Consider the following 14,677-nt stretch of genomic DNA (forward strand, 5'->3'; position numbering starts at 1 on the left):
GCGCGGTCGTCTGGGGGTCGGGGTTGCCCGGCCGCGGGCTCCCGGGGGCGCTCGCCGCGCGCGCCCGCCGAGCGCGCGACGGCGCGACGGCGGCGCAGCTCGCCGACGCGGCCGCCGAGCTGTGCCGGGCGGCCGAGCTGGACACCTTCGGTCGGCCGCGCTACCAGCTGCTGGTCGTCGAGCTGACCGGCCCGGCGGGCGCCCGCGTGCTGGCCTGCCGGGGAACCGGCGCGAACGCGCTCACCGGCGCGGCAGTCGCCCTCGGCGCCCTGGCGGTCGCCGCCGGCGACGTGCCACCGGGCGTGCACCACCTGGCCGAGGCGGTGGACCCGGCCTGGGCGGTGGACGTGCTGCGCACGAGTCCGGCGGTCACGTCGCTGCGCGTCGAGGACGGCCCGCTGGGGTCGTACGACCTGATCGAGGAGGGGGTGGCGTGAAACCGAGAGTGCTGGTCGCCGGCACCAAGTTCGGCCAGGTGTACCTGCAGGCGTTCCGGCAGCCGGACTTTCCGTTCGAGCTGGCCGGGATCCTCGCCGGGGGCAGCGCGCGGTCGGTGGCCTGTGCCCGGCACTACGGGGTGCCGCTGTGGACCGACGTAGCCCAGGTCCCCGAGGACGTGACGCTGGCCTGCGTGGTCATCCGTGGTGGCCTGCTGGGCGGGCCGGGCGGCGAGGTGGCCCGGGCGCTGATGCGGCGCGGCCTGCACGTGCTGCAGGAGCATCCGTTGCACCACGACGAGCTGGTCGAGTGCCTGCGCACCGCCGGCCGGGCCGGGGTCGTCTACCACCTGAACTCGTTCTACGTGCACACCGCGCCGGTGCGCCGGTTCCTCGCCGCCGCCCGGGCGCTGCTGGCCCGGCAACCGGCCCGCTACGTCGACGCGGCCTGCGGCTTCCAGGTCGCGTACGCGCTGCTGGACATCCTCGGTCAGGCCCTCGGCGGCGTCCGACCGTGGGGCCTCGGCCCGGCGGTCGACCTGCCCGAGCAGGTACGCCGGCTGTCCCGGGTGGACGTGCCGTTCCGCAGCCTCGACGGGGTGCTCGCCGGTGTGCCGCTGACCCTGCGGGTGCAGAACCAGATGGACCCGGCGGACCCGGACAACTACGCGCACCTGCTGCACCGGGTGACCATCGGCACCGAGGCCGGCAACCTGACCCTGGTCGGCACGCACGGGCCCACGGTGTGGAGCCCTCGGCCGGACTTCCCGCAGCAGGTGCAGGACCGGGGTGTGGGCCGACCGCACTTCGCCGACGGCGACGGCGACGAGCCGGACCACCTGGACGTGCCGAGCGCGCAGCCGCTGGCCGACGCGGTCGCGCCCAGCTATCGCAGGGTTTTCGAGGAGGTCTGGCCGGCCGGTGTCGGGTACGCGTTGGGCAACCTGCACGCCGCGGCGCTGGGCGGGAGGAAGCTGGCCCGCCACGGCCAGTACCACCTGAGCCTGTGCCAGCTGTGGCAGGACGTCACGGCCCGGCTGGGGCCACCCGAGCTGGTGCACTCCGTACCGCCGCGGATGTTCGTGGCGTCCGACGTGGCCGAGCTGGCCGACGCCGCGGCCGGGGCGGTCGACCCGCCGGTCGGCGCCGAGCCGCAGCGGATCGGTGCGCGTCCGTGACCCCCGTCGCGCGGACGTGGCTGCGCTGCTTCCGGCCGCTGCGCTGGCCCGGGCTGCGTCTGGTCTGCTTCCCGCACGCCGGCGGCAACGCCGCGTTCTACCGGTCGTGGTCGGCGCAGGTGCCCGACGACGTCGAGGTGCACGGCGTGCAGTACCCGGGCCGGATGGACCGGTCGGCGGAGCCGTTCGCGGCCGACCTGCCGAGCCTGGCCGAGGGTGTCGCGCAGGCGGTACGGGCGCTGCCGGCCGACGCGCCTGTCGTCCTGTTCGGGCACAGCCTCGGCGCGTCGGTGGCGTACGAGACGGCACGCCGGTTGGACGGGCCCGGCAGCGTGCTGCGGGCGCTTGTCGTCTCCGGTCGCCCCGGGCCGGGCCGGCTGCGCGCCACAAGCGTGCACCTGGCCGACGACGACACGCTGTGGGCGGAGACCGGCCGCCTCGGCGGCACCGGCCGCGAGGCTCTCGACCACGAGGGCGTACGCGCCATCGCACTACCGGTGCTGCGCGCCGACTACCGGATCGCCGAGACGTACCGCCCGCAACCACCCGTGCCGCTGCGAGCGCCGGTGCTGGCCTGCGTCGGCGCGGACGACCCCGAGGTCACCGCCGACGAGGCCGGCGACTGGGCGACGCGCACCCGGGGCGGGTTCACCCTGCACACCTTCCCCGGCGGGCACTTCTACCTGCTGGCACGCCGCAACCAGCTCATCGACACCATCCTGCGGACCACGCACCGCAGCCCGGTGCCCACCTGGTCGGCGGCCGGCCCGTGATCCCGGCGAGCGTGCACTACCACCGGGCCCGGGACCTCACCGAGGCGCTGGAGCTGCGCCAGGCGTACGGCGACCAGCTGCGGCCGCTGGCCGGCGGGCAGTCGCTGCTGCCGGCGCTCAAGCTGCGCCGGGACCGCGTCGACACCCTGCTGGACCTCGGCCGGGTCACCGAACTGTCGTACGTGGCGCACCGCGACGACCACCTGGCCGTCGGCGCGCTGACCCGCTACCACCGGCTGCTCGACGACCCGCTCGTCGACCGGCACGCCCCGCTGCTGGCGGCCGCGGCCGCGGCGGTCGGTGACCCACAGGTGCGACACCTGGGCACCGTGGGTGGGGCGCTCGCGCAGGCTGACCCGGCCGCGGACGTGCCGCTGGCCCTGGTCGCGCTGGACGCCGTGGTGGTGCTGCGCAGCGCTACCGGCGTACGGCAGGTGCCCGTCGCCGAGCTGGCCGTCGCGCCGGGTGTGACGGTCTGCCGGCCCGACGAACTCGTCACCGAGGTCCGGGTGCCGCTGCCCGGCCCGGCGCGGTGGCGCTACCGGACGTTCGCCCGGCCGGCGTTGGAGTGGTCCCTGGTAGCCGTCGCCGTCGCCGACTCCCGGGTGGCGCTGGCCGGGATGGGTCCGACCATCCGGCGGGCGTACGGGGTCGAGTCGGCCCTCGCGCAGGGCGCCGGTGTCACCCTCGCGGCGGCGCGGGCCGACGAGGGGTGCGACCCGCCCGACGACGGGCGGGCCTCGGTCCCGTACCGGCGGCACCTCAGCCGGGTGCTGGTGGCCCGTGCCCTGACCGATTCCGGCGCCACTGTGGAGGAACCACGATGAGCATCGACGCCCGGCCCGGTACGACGACCGTCGCCGTCACCGCCACCGTCAACGGCAGCCCGGAGAGCCGCCGGGTGCCGGCGCGCACCCTGCTGGTCCATCTGCTGCGCGAGGAGTTGGGGCTGACCGCCGCGACGGTGGGCTGCGACACCTCCTCCTGCGGTGCCTGCACCGTGCTGTTCGACGGGCGGTCGGTCAAGTCGTGCACCCTGCTGGCCGCGCAGGCCGACGGCGCCGACATCCGCACCGCCGAAGGGCTCTCCGACGGCGACCGGCTGCACCCGGTGCAGGAGGCGTTCCGGGAGCACCACGCCCTGCAGTGCGGCTTCTGCACCCCGGGGATGGTCCTCGCGGTGGTGAGCCTGCTGAAGGAGAACCCGGGGCCGCTCACCGAGCACGACGTGCGGCACGCCCTCAAGGGCAACCTGTGCCGCTGCACCGGCTACCACAACATCGTCCGCGCCGTGCTCGCCCTCGACGAGGCCCGACAGGCCGGATGACCGCCAGAGACCGGAAGGGAGGCCGACCATGTCGGCGCGTTACGTACTCGGGGTGAACATCGGCTTCCACGACTCCAGCGCCGCGCTGGTCCGCGACGGCGCGCTCTGCGCCCTGGTCGAGCAGGAGCGGGTCAGCCGCCGCAAGCACGCGGTGGGCCAGCCGCCCGCCGAGGCGGTCGCCGCGTGCCTGGCGATGGCGGGCATCGCCCCGCAGGAGGTGGACACCGTCGCCATCGGCTGGGACTTCCGGGACATCCCGCTGGGCCGCAACCGACGGTTCACCACCGAGGGGCTGCGGGCGATGCTCTTCCCCGACGACGAGGACCTGAGCATGCCGGCGGTCCGCTGGGTGCCGCACCACGTCGCGCACGCGGCCAGCGCGGCGTACAGCTGCGACTGCGACGAGGCCGCGGTCCTGGTCCTCGACGGCGCCGGCGAGACGCAGTCGACCTCGTTCGGCCGGTACGCCGACGGCGAGATCGAGATCCTGCGGGAGTGGCCCGTGGAGCAGTCGCTGGGCTTCTACTACAACGCCGCGGCCGAGTGGGCCGGGCTGGGCTACTGGGGCACCGGCAAGCTGATGGGCCTCGCCGCCTACGGCAGACCCGGTCCCGGAGCGCCGGTGCGACCCATTTCCGGCGGGTACGAGCTGGTCCGCGGCACGCCCACCGCCGAGGTCCCCACCCGACGCGCCGCGACGCTCGGCCCGCTGATGGCCTACTACCCGGCGGTCGCCGAGTCGCTCAAACCCGAGTTCGGCAAGCTGTTTCCGTACGCGCCGCGCACCGGCGAGGAACCCATCGCGTACGCGGACTTCGCCGCGACGATCCAGCAGGGGCTGGAGGAGACGGTGCTGTCCCTGGCCGCCGATCTGCGTCGGCGGGTGGACACCCCGGTGCTGGCGCTCGCCGGCGGGGTGGCGATGAACTGCACGATGATCGGGGTGCTGGTCCGCAGTGGACTCTTCGACCGGATCTACGTCCCGCCGGTGCCCACCGACGCGGGGGTGTCCCTGGGTGCGGCGCTGGTCGCCGCACGGGAGTGCGGGGAGTTCGCGCCCACCCGCCTCGACCACGCGTACTGGGGTCAGCCGATCACCACGGAGGCCGGCGAGGCGGCGGCCGCGCGCGCCGGCATGGTGCACCGCCGCCTCGGCGACGACGAGTTGGCCCGCTGCGTCGCCGGTGAACTCGCCCGGGGTCGGATCGTGGGCTGGGCGCGCGGGCGGGGTGAGATCGGACAGCGGGCGCTCGGCGCGCGCAGCCTGCTGGCCGATCCGCGATCCCGGCGCAACCTGGAACGGCTCAACGTGCTCAAGGGCCGGGAGATGTGGCGTCCGGTGGCGCCCAGCATCCTCGCCGAGCACGTGTCGGAGCTGATCGAGGGGCCGGTCGGCGAACCGTCGAGGTTCATGCTGGCCGCCGCGTCGCTGCGCCCGGACGGCCGGCTGCGGGTTCCGGCGGTGACCCACGTGGACGGCTCCGCCCGCCCGCAGACCGTGCACCGCGACACCAACCCCGGCTACTGGGCGCTGATCGAGCAGTTCCGGCAGCTCACCGGAGTGCCGGCGGTGGTCAACACGTCCTTCAACCTGGCCGGTGACCCGATCGTGAACTCGGCCGCCGACGCGGTCGACACCTTCGTACGGGCCAAGGAGATCGACCTGCTGGTGCTCGGGGACGCGGTGGTGGCCCGCAGCGAGGCCGACCTGCCGGCCTGACGTGCGAGGGGGCCGCCCGACCGGGCGGCCCCTCGCGTCGAGCGGCTCAGACGCGGGTCGTTCGGCGGTCGCGCCGCCACACCTGGCGGAGCCGGTCGACGAAGAAGTCCCGGTTCACCCAGTAGAACTCCAGCCAGATGTTGTCCGGGTCGCGCAGCCAGATCTGTGAGCCCGCCTCGTGCTTGGAGGTGGTGATGCCGGAGTGCGTGACGCCGACGGCGTCCAGGTGGGTCACCCACTCGTCCAGGTCGGCGCGCTCGGGCACGTGGTAGGCCAGATGGTGCAGCCCCGGGCGCCGCTCGTCGAAGCGGTCGCCGTCGACGCCGCCGTCGGGCGGGTCCACGAGGCAGCCCAGCACCACCGAGGCGAACGACGCCGTGTGCAGCAGGGTGCGGAAGCGGAAGCCGGACTCGGGTGGCGTGACGTCGTTGACCACCACCATCTCGAACACCGAGCAGTAGAACGCGGTGCTGCGTTCCAGGTCGACGACGGTGAGGTTGACGTGGTTGCGACCGTCCAGGCGTGGCATCGCCGCTCTCCTCAGGCCGTCCGGCCGGCCGCCGCGACGGCCGGTCTGCCCAGGGGCTGACCGCCGTCGGGCGCGGGCACCGCCGGCACGGCCTCCAGGACCGACATCGACGAGGTCGGCGTGATCCGCGACAGCCGGAACCCGGCGTCGTCGAGCAGCGCGCGGAACTCCGGCTCGGTCCGGGTCCGCCCGCCGAACAGCGCGAGCGCCTTGACGTCCATCACCTTGCCGGTGTCGTCGTGGTTGCCGTAGCGGCTCACCGACTCGACGATGACCAGTCGGCTGTCGGGCCGGGCGGCGGCGCGGACGTTGCGCAGGATCGCGGCGGCCTGCTCGTCCGGCCAGTCGTGGATGATCGTCTTAAGCAGGTACACGTCGGCGCCCTCGGGCAGCGGGTCGAAGAAGCTGCCGCCGCGGACCTCGCACCGGTCGGCGACATCCGCGCGGGCCAGCACGTCCGGCGCCTCGGTCACCACGTGCGGCAGGTCGAGCAGGATCGCGCGCAGCTCGCGGTGGCGGGCGAGCAGGCCGGCGACGAAGGTGCCGTGCCCGCTGCCCACGTCCACAAGCGTCCGGGCCGTGCCCAGATCCAGCGCCGGCGCCACGGTGCGCAGCACGAACGGGTTGACGCTCTCGGCCGACCGCTCGAACCGGACGCACTCGTGCCGGTGGTCGGCGAAGTGGTCGTAGTAGCGCGTGCCGCCGTGCACGTGCCCGAACGCGGTCTCGCCGGTACGCAGGCTGTGCGTCAGCCGCGCCCACGAGTAGATGTCCGGCGGCATGAGGGGGAAGCACTCGCGGACCGAGAAGGGGTGGTCGCTGCGCAGCGGTTCGGCCAGTGGGGTGAGCCCGAAGACCTCGGGCGTGACCTCGGTGAAGATGCCCCGCCCGGCCAGCGCGCGCAGGCCACGGGTCAACGCGCCGGGGTCGGCGCCGACGCGCCGGGCCAGCACGTCCACCGGCAACGGACCCTCGATGAGCTGGTCGGCGACCGCGAGGTCACACATGACCCGGATGGTGAACGGAACGATGTAGTCGGCCAGTTCGGTGAGGCGGGTGACCGACGCGAGGTCGATGCGAGGCGTCACGGACATGTCCGTACCGTATCCGGTCGAGCGTTGCCATACCAGATAGCATACGAGACACTTGATACGTGCATCTGAACCTGTTCACCCAGTGCTCGCCGTCGCCGCAGTTCAAGGGGTTCTGGCGGCACCCCGCCGACCGCAGCGCCACCGGCTACCGCGATCTCGGCTACTGGGTCGAGCTGGGTCGCCGGCTGGAGGCCGCCTGCCTGGACGCGCTCTTCTTCGCCGACGTGCACGGCACCTACGACGTCTACCAGGGCTCCTGGCGGGCGGCCGTGCGGCACGCCGTGCAGATCCCGTCGATCGACCCGCTGCTCGTGCTGCCGGCGATCGCGGCCACCACCTCCCGGCTGGGCCTCGCCGTCACCTACTCGACGACCTACCACGCCCCGTACGAGTGCGCCCGGGTGTTCAGCTCGCTGGACCACCTCACCGGCGGACGGGTCGCCTGGAACATCGTCACCTCGTATCTGCGGTCCGCGTCGGCGAACGGGCTCGGCTCGTACCTCAACCACGACGAGCGCTACGACCGGGCCGACGAGTACGTCGAGGTGGCCCGGCGGCTGTGGGAGGAGAGCTGGGACGACGACGCGGTCCGGCGCGACGTCGCGGCGAACGTCTTCACCGACCCGGACCGGGTGCGCGAGATCGGCCACGAGGGGCGCTGGTTCTCCGTGCGGGGCCCGCACCAGTGCGAGCCGTCGCCGCAGCGCACCCCCGTGCTGTACCAGGCCGGGGCGTCCGGACGGGGGATGACGTTCGCGGCCCGGCACGCCGAGGTGGTCTTCCTGACCATGGCGGAGCCGGCCAGCGGCGCGTCGCAGGTGGCCCGGCTGCGCGCCGAGGTGGCCGCACACGGGCGCGACCCGCGCTCGGTGAAGGCGTTGCAGGGCAGCATGGTGATGGTCGCGCCGACCCGGGCGGAGGCCCGCCGTCGTGCCGAGGAGTACGTGGCGCTGTGGAGCGGCGAGGGCCAGCTCGCCAAGTGGTGCGGCTGGATGGACGTGGACCTGGCGGCGTACCCGGACGAGACGCCGGTGGCGGAGATCGCCGGGCAGGGCAGCCAGAGCTTCGTGGGTTTCCTGCGCCGGCTCGGACCCGAGCGCACCTGGACGGTCGGCGACGTGCGCTACCTGGTGGCGACCGCCCGCCGGCCCCGCACCGGAGCGCCGGTCACCCTCTTCGGCACGGTCGAGCAGGTCGCCGACCGGATGGAGGAGTGGTGCGCGGTGGCCGACGTGGACGGTTTCAACCTGATCCCCTGCCCGACGACCCAGGGCATCGACGACATCTGCGACCTGCTCGTGCCGGAGTTGCAGCGCCGTGGCCTGTTCCGCACCGCGTACGACCCGGCGGAGCGGACGCTGCGGGAGCGCTACTTCGGCGCCGGCGCGTCCGGGCCGGCCCGGGTGCCGGCCCGGGATACGCAGGCGCCGGCCGAACCCGCCGCCGCGCGCGGCTGACCCGCTGAGCCCACGGCCGGCTCGCACGGCCGGCTCGCACGGCTGGCTGAAAAGCCGGCGCCGTGCGGTCAGAACATCGTGGTGTCGACGTCCGCGCCGGCCAGCAGCGCGCCGACAGTGGCGTAGCTGTCGCGGCTGTTGACGAAGTGCTGCGTCGCGGTGTTGATGTCGCGCAGCCGCCGTTGCAGAGGCGACGAGTCGAACACCGTCGACGCGCCGGCCAGCGCGTACGCCGTCTGCACGGCCTGTAGCGCGGTGGCCGTGACCTGCGTCGCGGTGGCGCGCAGGCAGGCGCGGTCCAGCGCGCTGAGCACCTCGCCACGCCGCGCGGTCTCCCAGGCGGTGGCGGCCTCGCGGTGCAGCAGCGCCCGGGCCGCGCGCAGGGCCACGTGGGCCTCGCCGAGCCGGTCGTGGAACACCGGGGAGTCCGCCAGTGAGCGGGTGCTGAACGTCCGCCGGCGGCCGGCGGCGGCGTGGGCCGCCGCGTCGTGCACGGCCCCCTGCGCGATGCCGAGGTCGACGGCGGCGATGAGCAGCCCGGCCTGGGCGATGCGAAAGACCGTGCGGCGCACGTCGTCACCGTCGCCGACCAGGCTGAAGCCGCGGTGCTCGGGGCAGATTCGGCTGGCCGCCCGCACGTCCTGGCTGGCCGTGCCACGCAGGCCCAGCACCTGCCAGGTGTCGACCTGCTCCAGCTCGGCGGCGGGGAAGAGCACCATCCGGGTCAGCGGAGCCCCGTTGGGCAGGGTGCGGGGGGTCCGGCCGTCGAGCACGATGCAGTTCAGGTAGATCCAGCTCGCCTGCGGGCTGCCGGTCACGAACGGCCACTGGCCGTTGACCCGCCAGCCGCCCGCGCCGTCCGGGGCGGCCCGGCCCTTCGGCGCGACCGCGCCGGCGCCCAGCACGTCCGGGCCGTGCGCGTAGATCTCGTCGCGGGCGGCCTCGGGAAAGCAGGCGAACAGCAGGTGCGCCAGGCCGACCTGGCCGATCAGCCAGCCGGTGGAGGCGTCCGCCGTGGAGAGCTGCTCGATGACGCGCAGCGCCTCGCCCAGCGGCAGGTCCGCGCCACCGTACGCGGCCGGCACCAGCATCCGCAGGCAGCCCGCGGCGCTCAGCTCGGCGAGAACGTCCTCGGGGACCCGGCCCGCCCGGTCAATTTCGGCCGCCCGCTCGGCGAGCGCGGGGAGCAGTCCGTCGACGCGGGGAAGCGTACTGGTCACGGTTGGACTCTATCGCCTTCCTCGTATCTTGTTTAGCCTTGTATCTGCTATCAATCTCGGATAGACGTACTGGGGGAGGAGGTGACGGGCCGATGACCGAACGCGCCGTTGCGGAATCGCCGCTGCTGAGCTGGCTGGAGCATCCCCGGCAGGACCGGGGCGTGCACTTCGCCGCCGCGGGCGACGACTGGACCTTCCTGTCGTACGCGGAGCTGGCCGAGCGGACCCGGGTGATCCTGGCCGGCCTGCGGGCGGTCGGGGTGGTCCCGGGCGACGTGGTGTCCATCGTCGAGCCCGCCGGCCCCGAATTCGTCGCCACACTGTTCGCCGCGATGGCCGCCGGGGCGGCGCCCTCACCGATCGCCCCGCCGCTGAACTTCCAGGACCGCGCGGTGTACGGCGAGCACGTGTCGGGCCTCCTGCGCGCCGCCGCGCCACGGGTGGTGGTCTGCGCGTCCACCCTCACCGCGGCGATCGCGCCGCTGGCCGCCACCGCCGGGGTCCGGCGGGTGCTGAGCGCCGACGAGCTGGCCGACGCCGCCGGCGGCTCCCGGGGAACGGTCGCGGCGCCCGGCCCGCTCGCGCTGCTGCAGTTCACGTCCGGCTCCAGCGGCCGCGCCCGGGGCGTGCAGGTGCCGCACGCCGCGCTGGCCGCCAACGTCGCGGCGATCCGGCGGTGGCTGGCGATGACCCCCGACGACCCGACCGCGTCCTGGCTCCCGGTGCACCACGACATGGGCCTCATCGGCTGCCTCGTCACCCCGGTGGTCAACACCAGCGACCTGTGGCTGATGCCGCCGGAGGAGTTCGTCCGCAACCCCGGGCGCTACCTGCGCTGCTTCGGGGCACGCGGGGCGCGGCTGACCTCGATGCCGAACTTCGGGTTGGAGTACATCGCCCGCCGCGTGCGCCCCGAGGCGCTGACCGGGCTGGACTTCTCCGCCTGGCGCGCGGTCATCGTCGGCGCCGAACGCGTCGACGCCGAGGCACTGCGCCGCTTCTGCGCGCTGCTCGGCCCGCACGGCTTCGACCCCCGCGCGCTGCTGCCCGCGTACGGGCTGGCGGAGGCGACCCTGGCCGTCACCGGGCTGCCGCTCGACGAGCTGTACCACGCCGTCGAGCTGCGCCCCGACCGGCTGCGGCTGGGCGCGCGGGCCGTCCCGGACCCGGCCGAGGGCGTCGACGGCGGCGTCGAGGCGTACCCGGTGGTGGGCTGCGGCCGGCCGCTGACCGGGGTACGGGTGCGGATCGTGGACGAGGCCGGCACACCGCTGCCGGACGGGGTGGTCGGCGAGATCGAGGTGCACGGCCCGTCCGTCGCCCAGGGGTACGTCAACGCCGACGACTCGGCGTCGCAGACCGCGCTGGGCGCAGGGGTGCTGCGCACCGCCGACGCCGGGTTCCTGCACGACGGGCAGTTGCACGTGCTGGGCCGGCTCGGCGACAGCATGAAGGTCCGCGGCCGGGCGGTCTTCGCCGAGGACCTCGAATGGGCCATCTGCCGCCCCGGGGTGCCGGCGCAGCGGATGGCCGCGCTGCTGGGCCACCGGGGCGGCACCGCGACAGTCGTGGCCGTGTTCGAGCAGGCCCAGCCGGAGTGGCTAGCCCAGGCGGAGCGCGAGCTGCGCCGCCGGGCGGAGGGCGCGCAGGTCGTCATCGTGGACGCCCCACGCGGCACCATCGCCCGCACCTCCAGCGGCAAACCCAAACGGCGCCAGCTGTGGCAGGCGTTCGTCGATGACCGGCTGCCCGGCACCGTGGTCACCACGGGAGCGGCCGGTCAGCGGGACCAGACCGAGCAGACGACGACGGCGTCCTGAGGGACGTTCGGACAGGAGGCGGGAATGACCGACGCGACCAGGTCGACGACAGCCGAGGTGCGGACCGAGGCGGAGGTGCGGGACTCGGTGACGGCGATCGTCACCGAACTGGCGCCCAACCCGGAGCAGACCGAGGGGGCGGGTGACTCGCGGCTGGTCGAGGACCTCGGTTTCCACTCCCTCGCGCTGCTGGAGTTGGCCTTCACCCTGGAGGACGAGTTCGAGCTGCCGCCGATCGACGAGACGACGGCCCGCAAGATCGTCACGATCGACGCGGTGGTGGAGCACGTGAAGGACATCCTGCGCTCGCGCGGCGAGCTGGCCAGTTGACCGGCCGCCCGGGGAACGCACCGGGCGCGGCGACACTGCGCGGCCCGACGCCCGGCGAGTCGGACCAGCGGGCCCGGGCGTTGTCGCTGCGGCTGTTCCTGGCCATGCTGCACACCCAGGAGCTGCTGGCCGGCTACCTCGGCGCCCGGCTGGGGCTGTACGAGGCGCTCGACCGGGGCCCGGCCGACGTGGCCGAGCTGTGCGCGCGTACCGGGATCGACAGCCGGTACGCGCGGGAGTGGCTGGAACAGCAGGCCGTCGCCGGGTTCATCGAGGTGGACGACGTGACGGCCGCCCCCGAGCGGCGGGTCTACCGGCTGCCGCCGGGGCACGCCGAGGTGCTGCTCGCCTCGGACAGCCCGCTGTCGCTGGTGTCGCTGACCATGCTGCCGCTGGGCGGGGTGGCCGGCGCGTTGCCGGCGCTGCTCGACGCGTACCGCACCGGCGCCGGGGTGCCCGACGAGATGTACGGCGACGACTGGCGGCACGGGCACTCGGGCGCCAACCGGGCGCTGTTCACGTACTCCCTGCCCGGTTGGCTCTCCTCGGCGCTGCCGCACCTTCACCAGCGGCTCGCCGCCGCGCCGAGCCGGATCGCCGACATCGGCTGCGGCGCGGGTTGGGCGGCGATCGCGCTGGCCGGGGCGTACCCCCTCGCCGAGGTCGACGGCTACGACCTGGACGCGCCGACGGTGGCCGCGGCGCAGGCGAACGCCGCGGCCGCCGGTGTGGCCGACCGCGTGCGGTTCCACCGGCGCGACGCCGTGGACCCGGAGCTGGCCGGCCGGTACGACCTGGTCTGCGTCTTCGACGCGCTGCACGAGATGAGCCAGCCGGTGTCGGTGCTGCGGGCGTGCCGGCGGCTGCGCGCCGACGCCGGCGCGGTGCTTGTGCTCGACGCCAAGGTGGCACACCGGTTCGTCGCACCCGGCGACGAGATCGAGCGTTTCCAGTACGCCACAAGCGTGCTGCACTGCCTGCCGGCCGGTCTGGCCGGGCCCGACTCGACGGCCAGCGGCACGGTCCTGCGGCCCGCGCAGGTCCGCCGGTTCGCCACCGAGGCGGGCTTCACCGACGTGCAGATCGTGCCGGTGGACGACCGGTTCCACCGGCTGTACCACCTGACCGGCTGAGAGGGGGCGGGGGAGGGCGGCGACGCCGTCCCCCGCGCCGGCTCAGCCCGCCAGCTCGGCGCCGAGCGTCCGCTTGTCCACCTTGCCCACCGGAGTGTGCGGCAGCGCCGTGCGCAGCTCCAACCGGTCCGGCAGCTTGTACGCGGCCAGCCCCCGCCCGGTGAGGAAGTCCCGCAACTGCCCCAGGGTGGGGGCGTCGGCGCGGGGCACCACCACCGCGCAGGTCTTCTCGCCCAGCACCCGGTCGGGGACGGCGAGCACGGCGACCTCGCGGACCCCCGGGTGGGCGAGCAGGTGCTCCTCGACCTCGCCGGCCGGGACCTTCTCGCCACCCCGGTTGACCACCTCCTTGATCCGGCCGACCACGACCAGCTCGCCGGTCGGGGTCCAGCGGACCAGGTCCCCGGTGCGCAGGAAGCCGTCCGGGGTGAAGGTGCGCGCGTTGTACTCCGGCACCCGGTAGTAGCCGCGCAGGGTGGTCGGACCGAGCACGATCAACTCACCCACCTCGCCGGGCACGACCTGCCGGCCGGCGTCGTCGACCACCTGGAACTCGTCGGCGTCGGACAGCGGACGGCCCTGGGTGTGCGCGGCCAGCTCCGGCGGGTCGTCCGGGCGGGTGCAGCAGATCGGGCCCTCGGCCATGCCGAAGAAGTGCGCCAGTCGGATCCCCAGCTCCCGGGTCACCCGCTCGGCCACCGCCGGGCTGAGGTTGGCGCCACCGACCTCGACCACCAGGCCGTTCAGGTCGGCGCCGAGCATCGGCGCGAGGTCGGCCCACAGCGGCAGGAAGGGCGGCATCAGCGTGGTCAGGGTGACTCGCTCGCGGGCGATCAGCCGGAACGCCTCGTCGGGGCTGGGACTGCCGGCCAGCACGGCGGTGGCGCCGACCCGCAGCGCGCCGAGGACGCCGGGGCAGCCGAGCGCCGCGTTGTGGGCGACCGGCAGCGCGGCGAGATAGACCCCGTCCGGCCCGAACCCCATCGCGGCCGCGGTCGCCCGCAGCTGGTACGCGTAGTCGTCGTGGGTACGGGGGATCAGCTTCGGCAGGCCGGTCGAGCCGCCGGAGAGCAGGAAGAACGCGACGTCCGACGGGTCCGGAGCGGGCAGCGGCACCGGGTCTGCGTCCACGTCGGACAGGGCGGTGAACTCGCCGGGGTCGCCGACGACGAACACCTCCCGCAGCGACGGCGTCTCGGCCCGTACGTCGGCGGCGAGTTTGCGCAGGTCGTAGCCCTGGACCTGGTCGACGGTCGCGTACGCGACCGCCTCGGTGTGCGCGCACAGGTGGCCGATCTCCGCGCGCCGGTGCGCCGGCAGGGCCAGGACGGGCAGCGCGCCCAGGCGGAACAGGGCCAGGCACAGCACCACGAACTCGACGCTGTTGGGCAGTTGGACCACCACCCGGTCGTGCCGGCCGATGCCGTGGGCGCGCAGCCCGGCGGCCATCCGGTCGGCCCGGCGGTCGAGGTCGCCGTAGCTCACCCGCTGCCCGTCGGTGACCAGCGCGGCGCGCTCCGGGTCGGTCCGTGCCCACTCCCGGCCCAGGTCAGCGAGGGATTCGCCGCGCCAGTAGCCCTGCGCGCGGTAGCGCTCGGCCAGCTCCCGCGGCCAGCTCACACATCCGTCCAGCATCCCGTGCCTCCCGTGAACGACGGT

13 protein-coding genes and 1 pseudogene are annotated in these 14,677 nt (G+C 74.6%); 10 read left to right on the forward strand and 4 right to left on the reverse strand.

Translation table 11 applies throughout. The annotated features are described in order from the left end of the window. From ABZU46_RS05315 to ABZU46_RS05340, 6 genes and pseudogenes are all read left to right on the forward strand, one after another. Positions 1-437, forward strand: a pseudogene (locus ABZU46_RS05315) (hypothetical protein); the annotation flags it as partial. Next, positions 434-1,615 (forward strand): Gfo/Idh/MocA family oxidoreductase, encoded by a 1,182-nt coding sequence (locus ABZU46_RS05320; RefSeq protein ID WP_354855219.1) that lies wholly within the window; start codon positions 434-436, stop codon positions 1,613-1,615. The pseudogene ABZU46_RS05315 and the gene ABZU46_RS05320, both read left to right, overlap by 4 nt. Beyond that, positions 1,612-2,388, forward strand: a complete 777-nt coding sequence (locus ABZU46_RS05325) for an alpha/beta fold hydrolase (RefSeq protein WP_354855220.1) — start codon at positions 1,612-1,614, stop codon at positions 2,386-2,388. The genes ABZU46_RS05320 and ABZU46_RS05325 overlap by 4 nt, the downstream gene beginning before the upstream one ends. Continuing rightward, positions 2,385-3,215, forward strand: coding sequence for an FAD binding domain-containing protein (locus ABZU46_RS05330; RefSeq protein WP_354855221.1), 831 nt, complete (start codon positions 2,385-2,387; stop codon positions 3,213-3,215). The genes ABZU46_RS05325 and ABZU46_RS05330 overlap by 4 nt, the downstream gene beginning before the upstream one ends. Continuing rightward, positions 3,212-3,715 carry a (2Fe-2S)-binding protein gene (locus ABZU46_RS05335; RefSeq protein ID WP_354855222.1) on the forward strand — a complete coding sequence of 168 codons (504 nt, stop codon included), beginning with the start codon at positions 3,212-3,214 and terminating at the stop codon, positions 3,713-3,715. The genes ABZU46_RS05330 and ABZU46_RS05335 overlap by 4 nt, the downstream gene beginning before the upstream one ends. Positions 3,716-3,743: 28 nt before the next feature. Continuing rightward, complete coding sequence (locus ABZU46_RS05340; RefSeq protein ID WP_354855223.1) at positions 3,744-5,435, forward strand: carbamoyltransferase C-terminal domain-containing protein; 1,692 nt, start codon at positions 3,744-3,746, stop codon at positions 5,433-5,435. A gap of 46 nt (positions 5,436-5,481) precedes the next feature. Here ABZU46_RS05340 and ABZU46_RS05345 read toward each other — a convergent pair whose 3' ends face one another. After that, a complete protein-coding gene (locus ABZU46_RS05345; RefSeq protein ID WP_354855224.1) occupies positions 5,482-5,964 on the reverse strand; it encodes a VOC family protein in 483 nt (160 codons plus the stop codon). Positions 5,965-5,975: 11 nt separating this feature from the next. Next, complete coding sequence (locus ABZU46_RS05350; RefSeq protein WP_354855225.1) at positions 5,976-7,058, reverse strand: methyltransferase; 1,083 nt, start codon at positions 7,056-7,058, stop codon at positions 5,976-5,978. Between the two features lie 59 nt (positions 7,059-7,117). Here ABZU46_RS05350 and ABZU46_RS05355 point away from each other — a divergent pair, with 59 nt between their 5' ends. After that, entirely contained in the window at positions 7,118-8,515 is a 1,398-nt protein-coding gene (locus ABZU46_RS05355; RefSeq protein WP_354855226.1) for an LLM class flavin-dependent oxidoreductase, read from the forward strand. A gap of 68 nt (positions 8,516-8,583) precedes the next feature. Here ABZU46_RS05355 and ABZU46_RS05360 read toward each other — a convergent pair whose 3' ends face one another. Beyond that, positions 8,584-9,735: an acyl-CoA dehydrogenase family protein gene (locus ABZU46_RS05360; RefSeq protein ID WP_354855227.1), complete on the reverse strand. Its 1,152-nt coding sequence runs from the start codon at positions 9,733-9,735 to the stop codon at positions 8,584-8,586. A 92-nt stretch (positions 9,736-9,827) separates the two neighbouring features. Here ABZU46_RS05360 and ABZU46_RS05365 point away from each other — a divergent pair, with 92 nt between their 5' ends. The 3 genes from ABZU46_RS05365 to ABZU46_RS05375 are packed head-to-tail and all read left to right on the forward strand — an operon-like array spanning position 9,828 to position 13,018. Next, complete coding sequence (locus ABZU46_RS05365; RefSeq protein WP_354855228.1) at positions 9,828-11,555, forward strand: AMP-binding protein; 1,728 nt, start codon at positions 9,828-9,830, stop codon at positions 11,553-11,555. A 24-nt stretch (positions 11,556-11,579) separates the two neighbouring features. After that, positions 11,580-11,885: a phosphopantetheine-binding protein gene (locus ABZU46_RS05370; protein WP_007460186.1), complete on the forward strand. Its 306-nt coding sequence runs from the start codon at positions 11,580-11,582 to the stop codon at positions 11,883-11,885. Then, complete coding sequence (locus ABZU46_RS05375; RefSeq protein ID WP_354855229.1) at positions 11,882-13,018, forward strand: class I SAM-dependent methyltransferase; 1,137 nt, start codon at positions 11,882-11,884, stop codon at positions 13,016-13,018. The genes ABZU46_RS05370 and ABZU46_RS05375 overlap by 4 nt, the downstream gene beginning before the upstream one ends. 42 nt (positions 13,019-13,060) lie before the next feature. Here the strand turns inward: ABZU46_RS05375 and ABZU46_RS05380 are convergent, their stop codons facing one another. Then, entirely contained in the window at positions 13,061-14,653 is a 1,593-nt protein-coding gene (locus ABZU46_RS05380) for an AMP-binding protein (protein ID WP_354855230.1), read from the reverse strand. Between the last annotated feature and the right edge of the window lie 24 nt (positions 14,654-14,677).

Origin of the sequence: Micromonospora sp. NPDC005197 (assembly GCF_040608295.1) — a bacterium.
Classification (GTDB): Bacteria; Actinomycetota; Actinomycetes; order Mycobacteriales; family Micromonosporaceae; genus Micromonospora.

Coding starts and splice junctions, on each gene's coding strand:
- ABZU46_RS05365 (WP_354855228.1), top strand. CDS start 9,828: ATGACCGAACGCGCCGTTGCGGAATCGCCGCTGCTGAGCTGGCTGGAG.
- ABZU46_RS05350 (WP_354855225.1), bottom strand. CDS start 7,058: ATGTCCGTGACGCCTCGCATCGACCTCGCGTCGGTCACCCGCCTCACC.
- ABZU46_RS05370 (WP_007460186.1), top strand. CDS start 11,580: ATGACCGACGCGACCAGGTCGACGACAGCCGAGGTGCGGACCGAGGCG.
- ABZU46_RS05380 (WP_354855230.1), bottom strand. CDS start 14,653: ATGCTGGACGGATGTGTGAGCTGGCCGCGGGAGCTGGCCGAGCGCTAC.
- ABZU46_RS05335 (WP_354855222.1), top strand. CDS start 3,212: ATGAGCATCGACGCCCGGCCCGGTACGACGACCGTCGCCGTCACCGCC.
- ABZU46_RS05340 (WP_354855223.1), top strand. CDS start 3,744: ATGTCGGCGCGTTACGTACTCGGGGTGAACATCGGCTTCCACGACTCC.
- ABZU46_RS05345 (WP_354855224.1), bottom strand. CDS start 5,964: ATGCCACGCCTGGACGGTCGCAACCACGTCAACCTCACCGTCGTCGAC.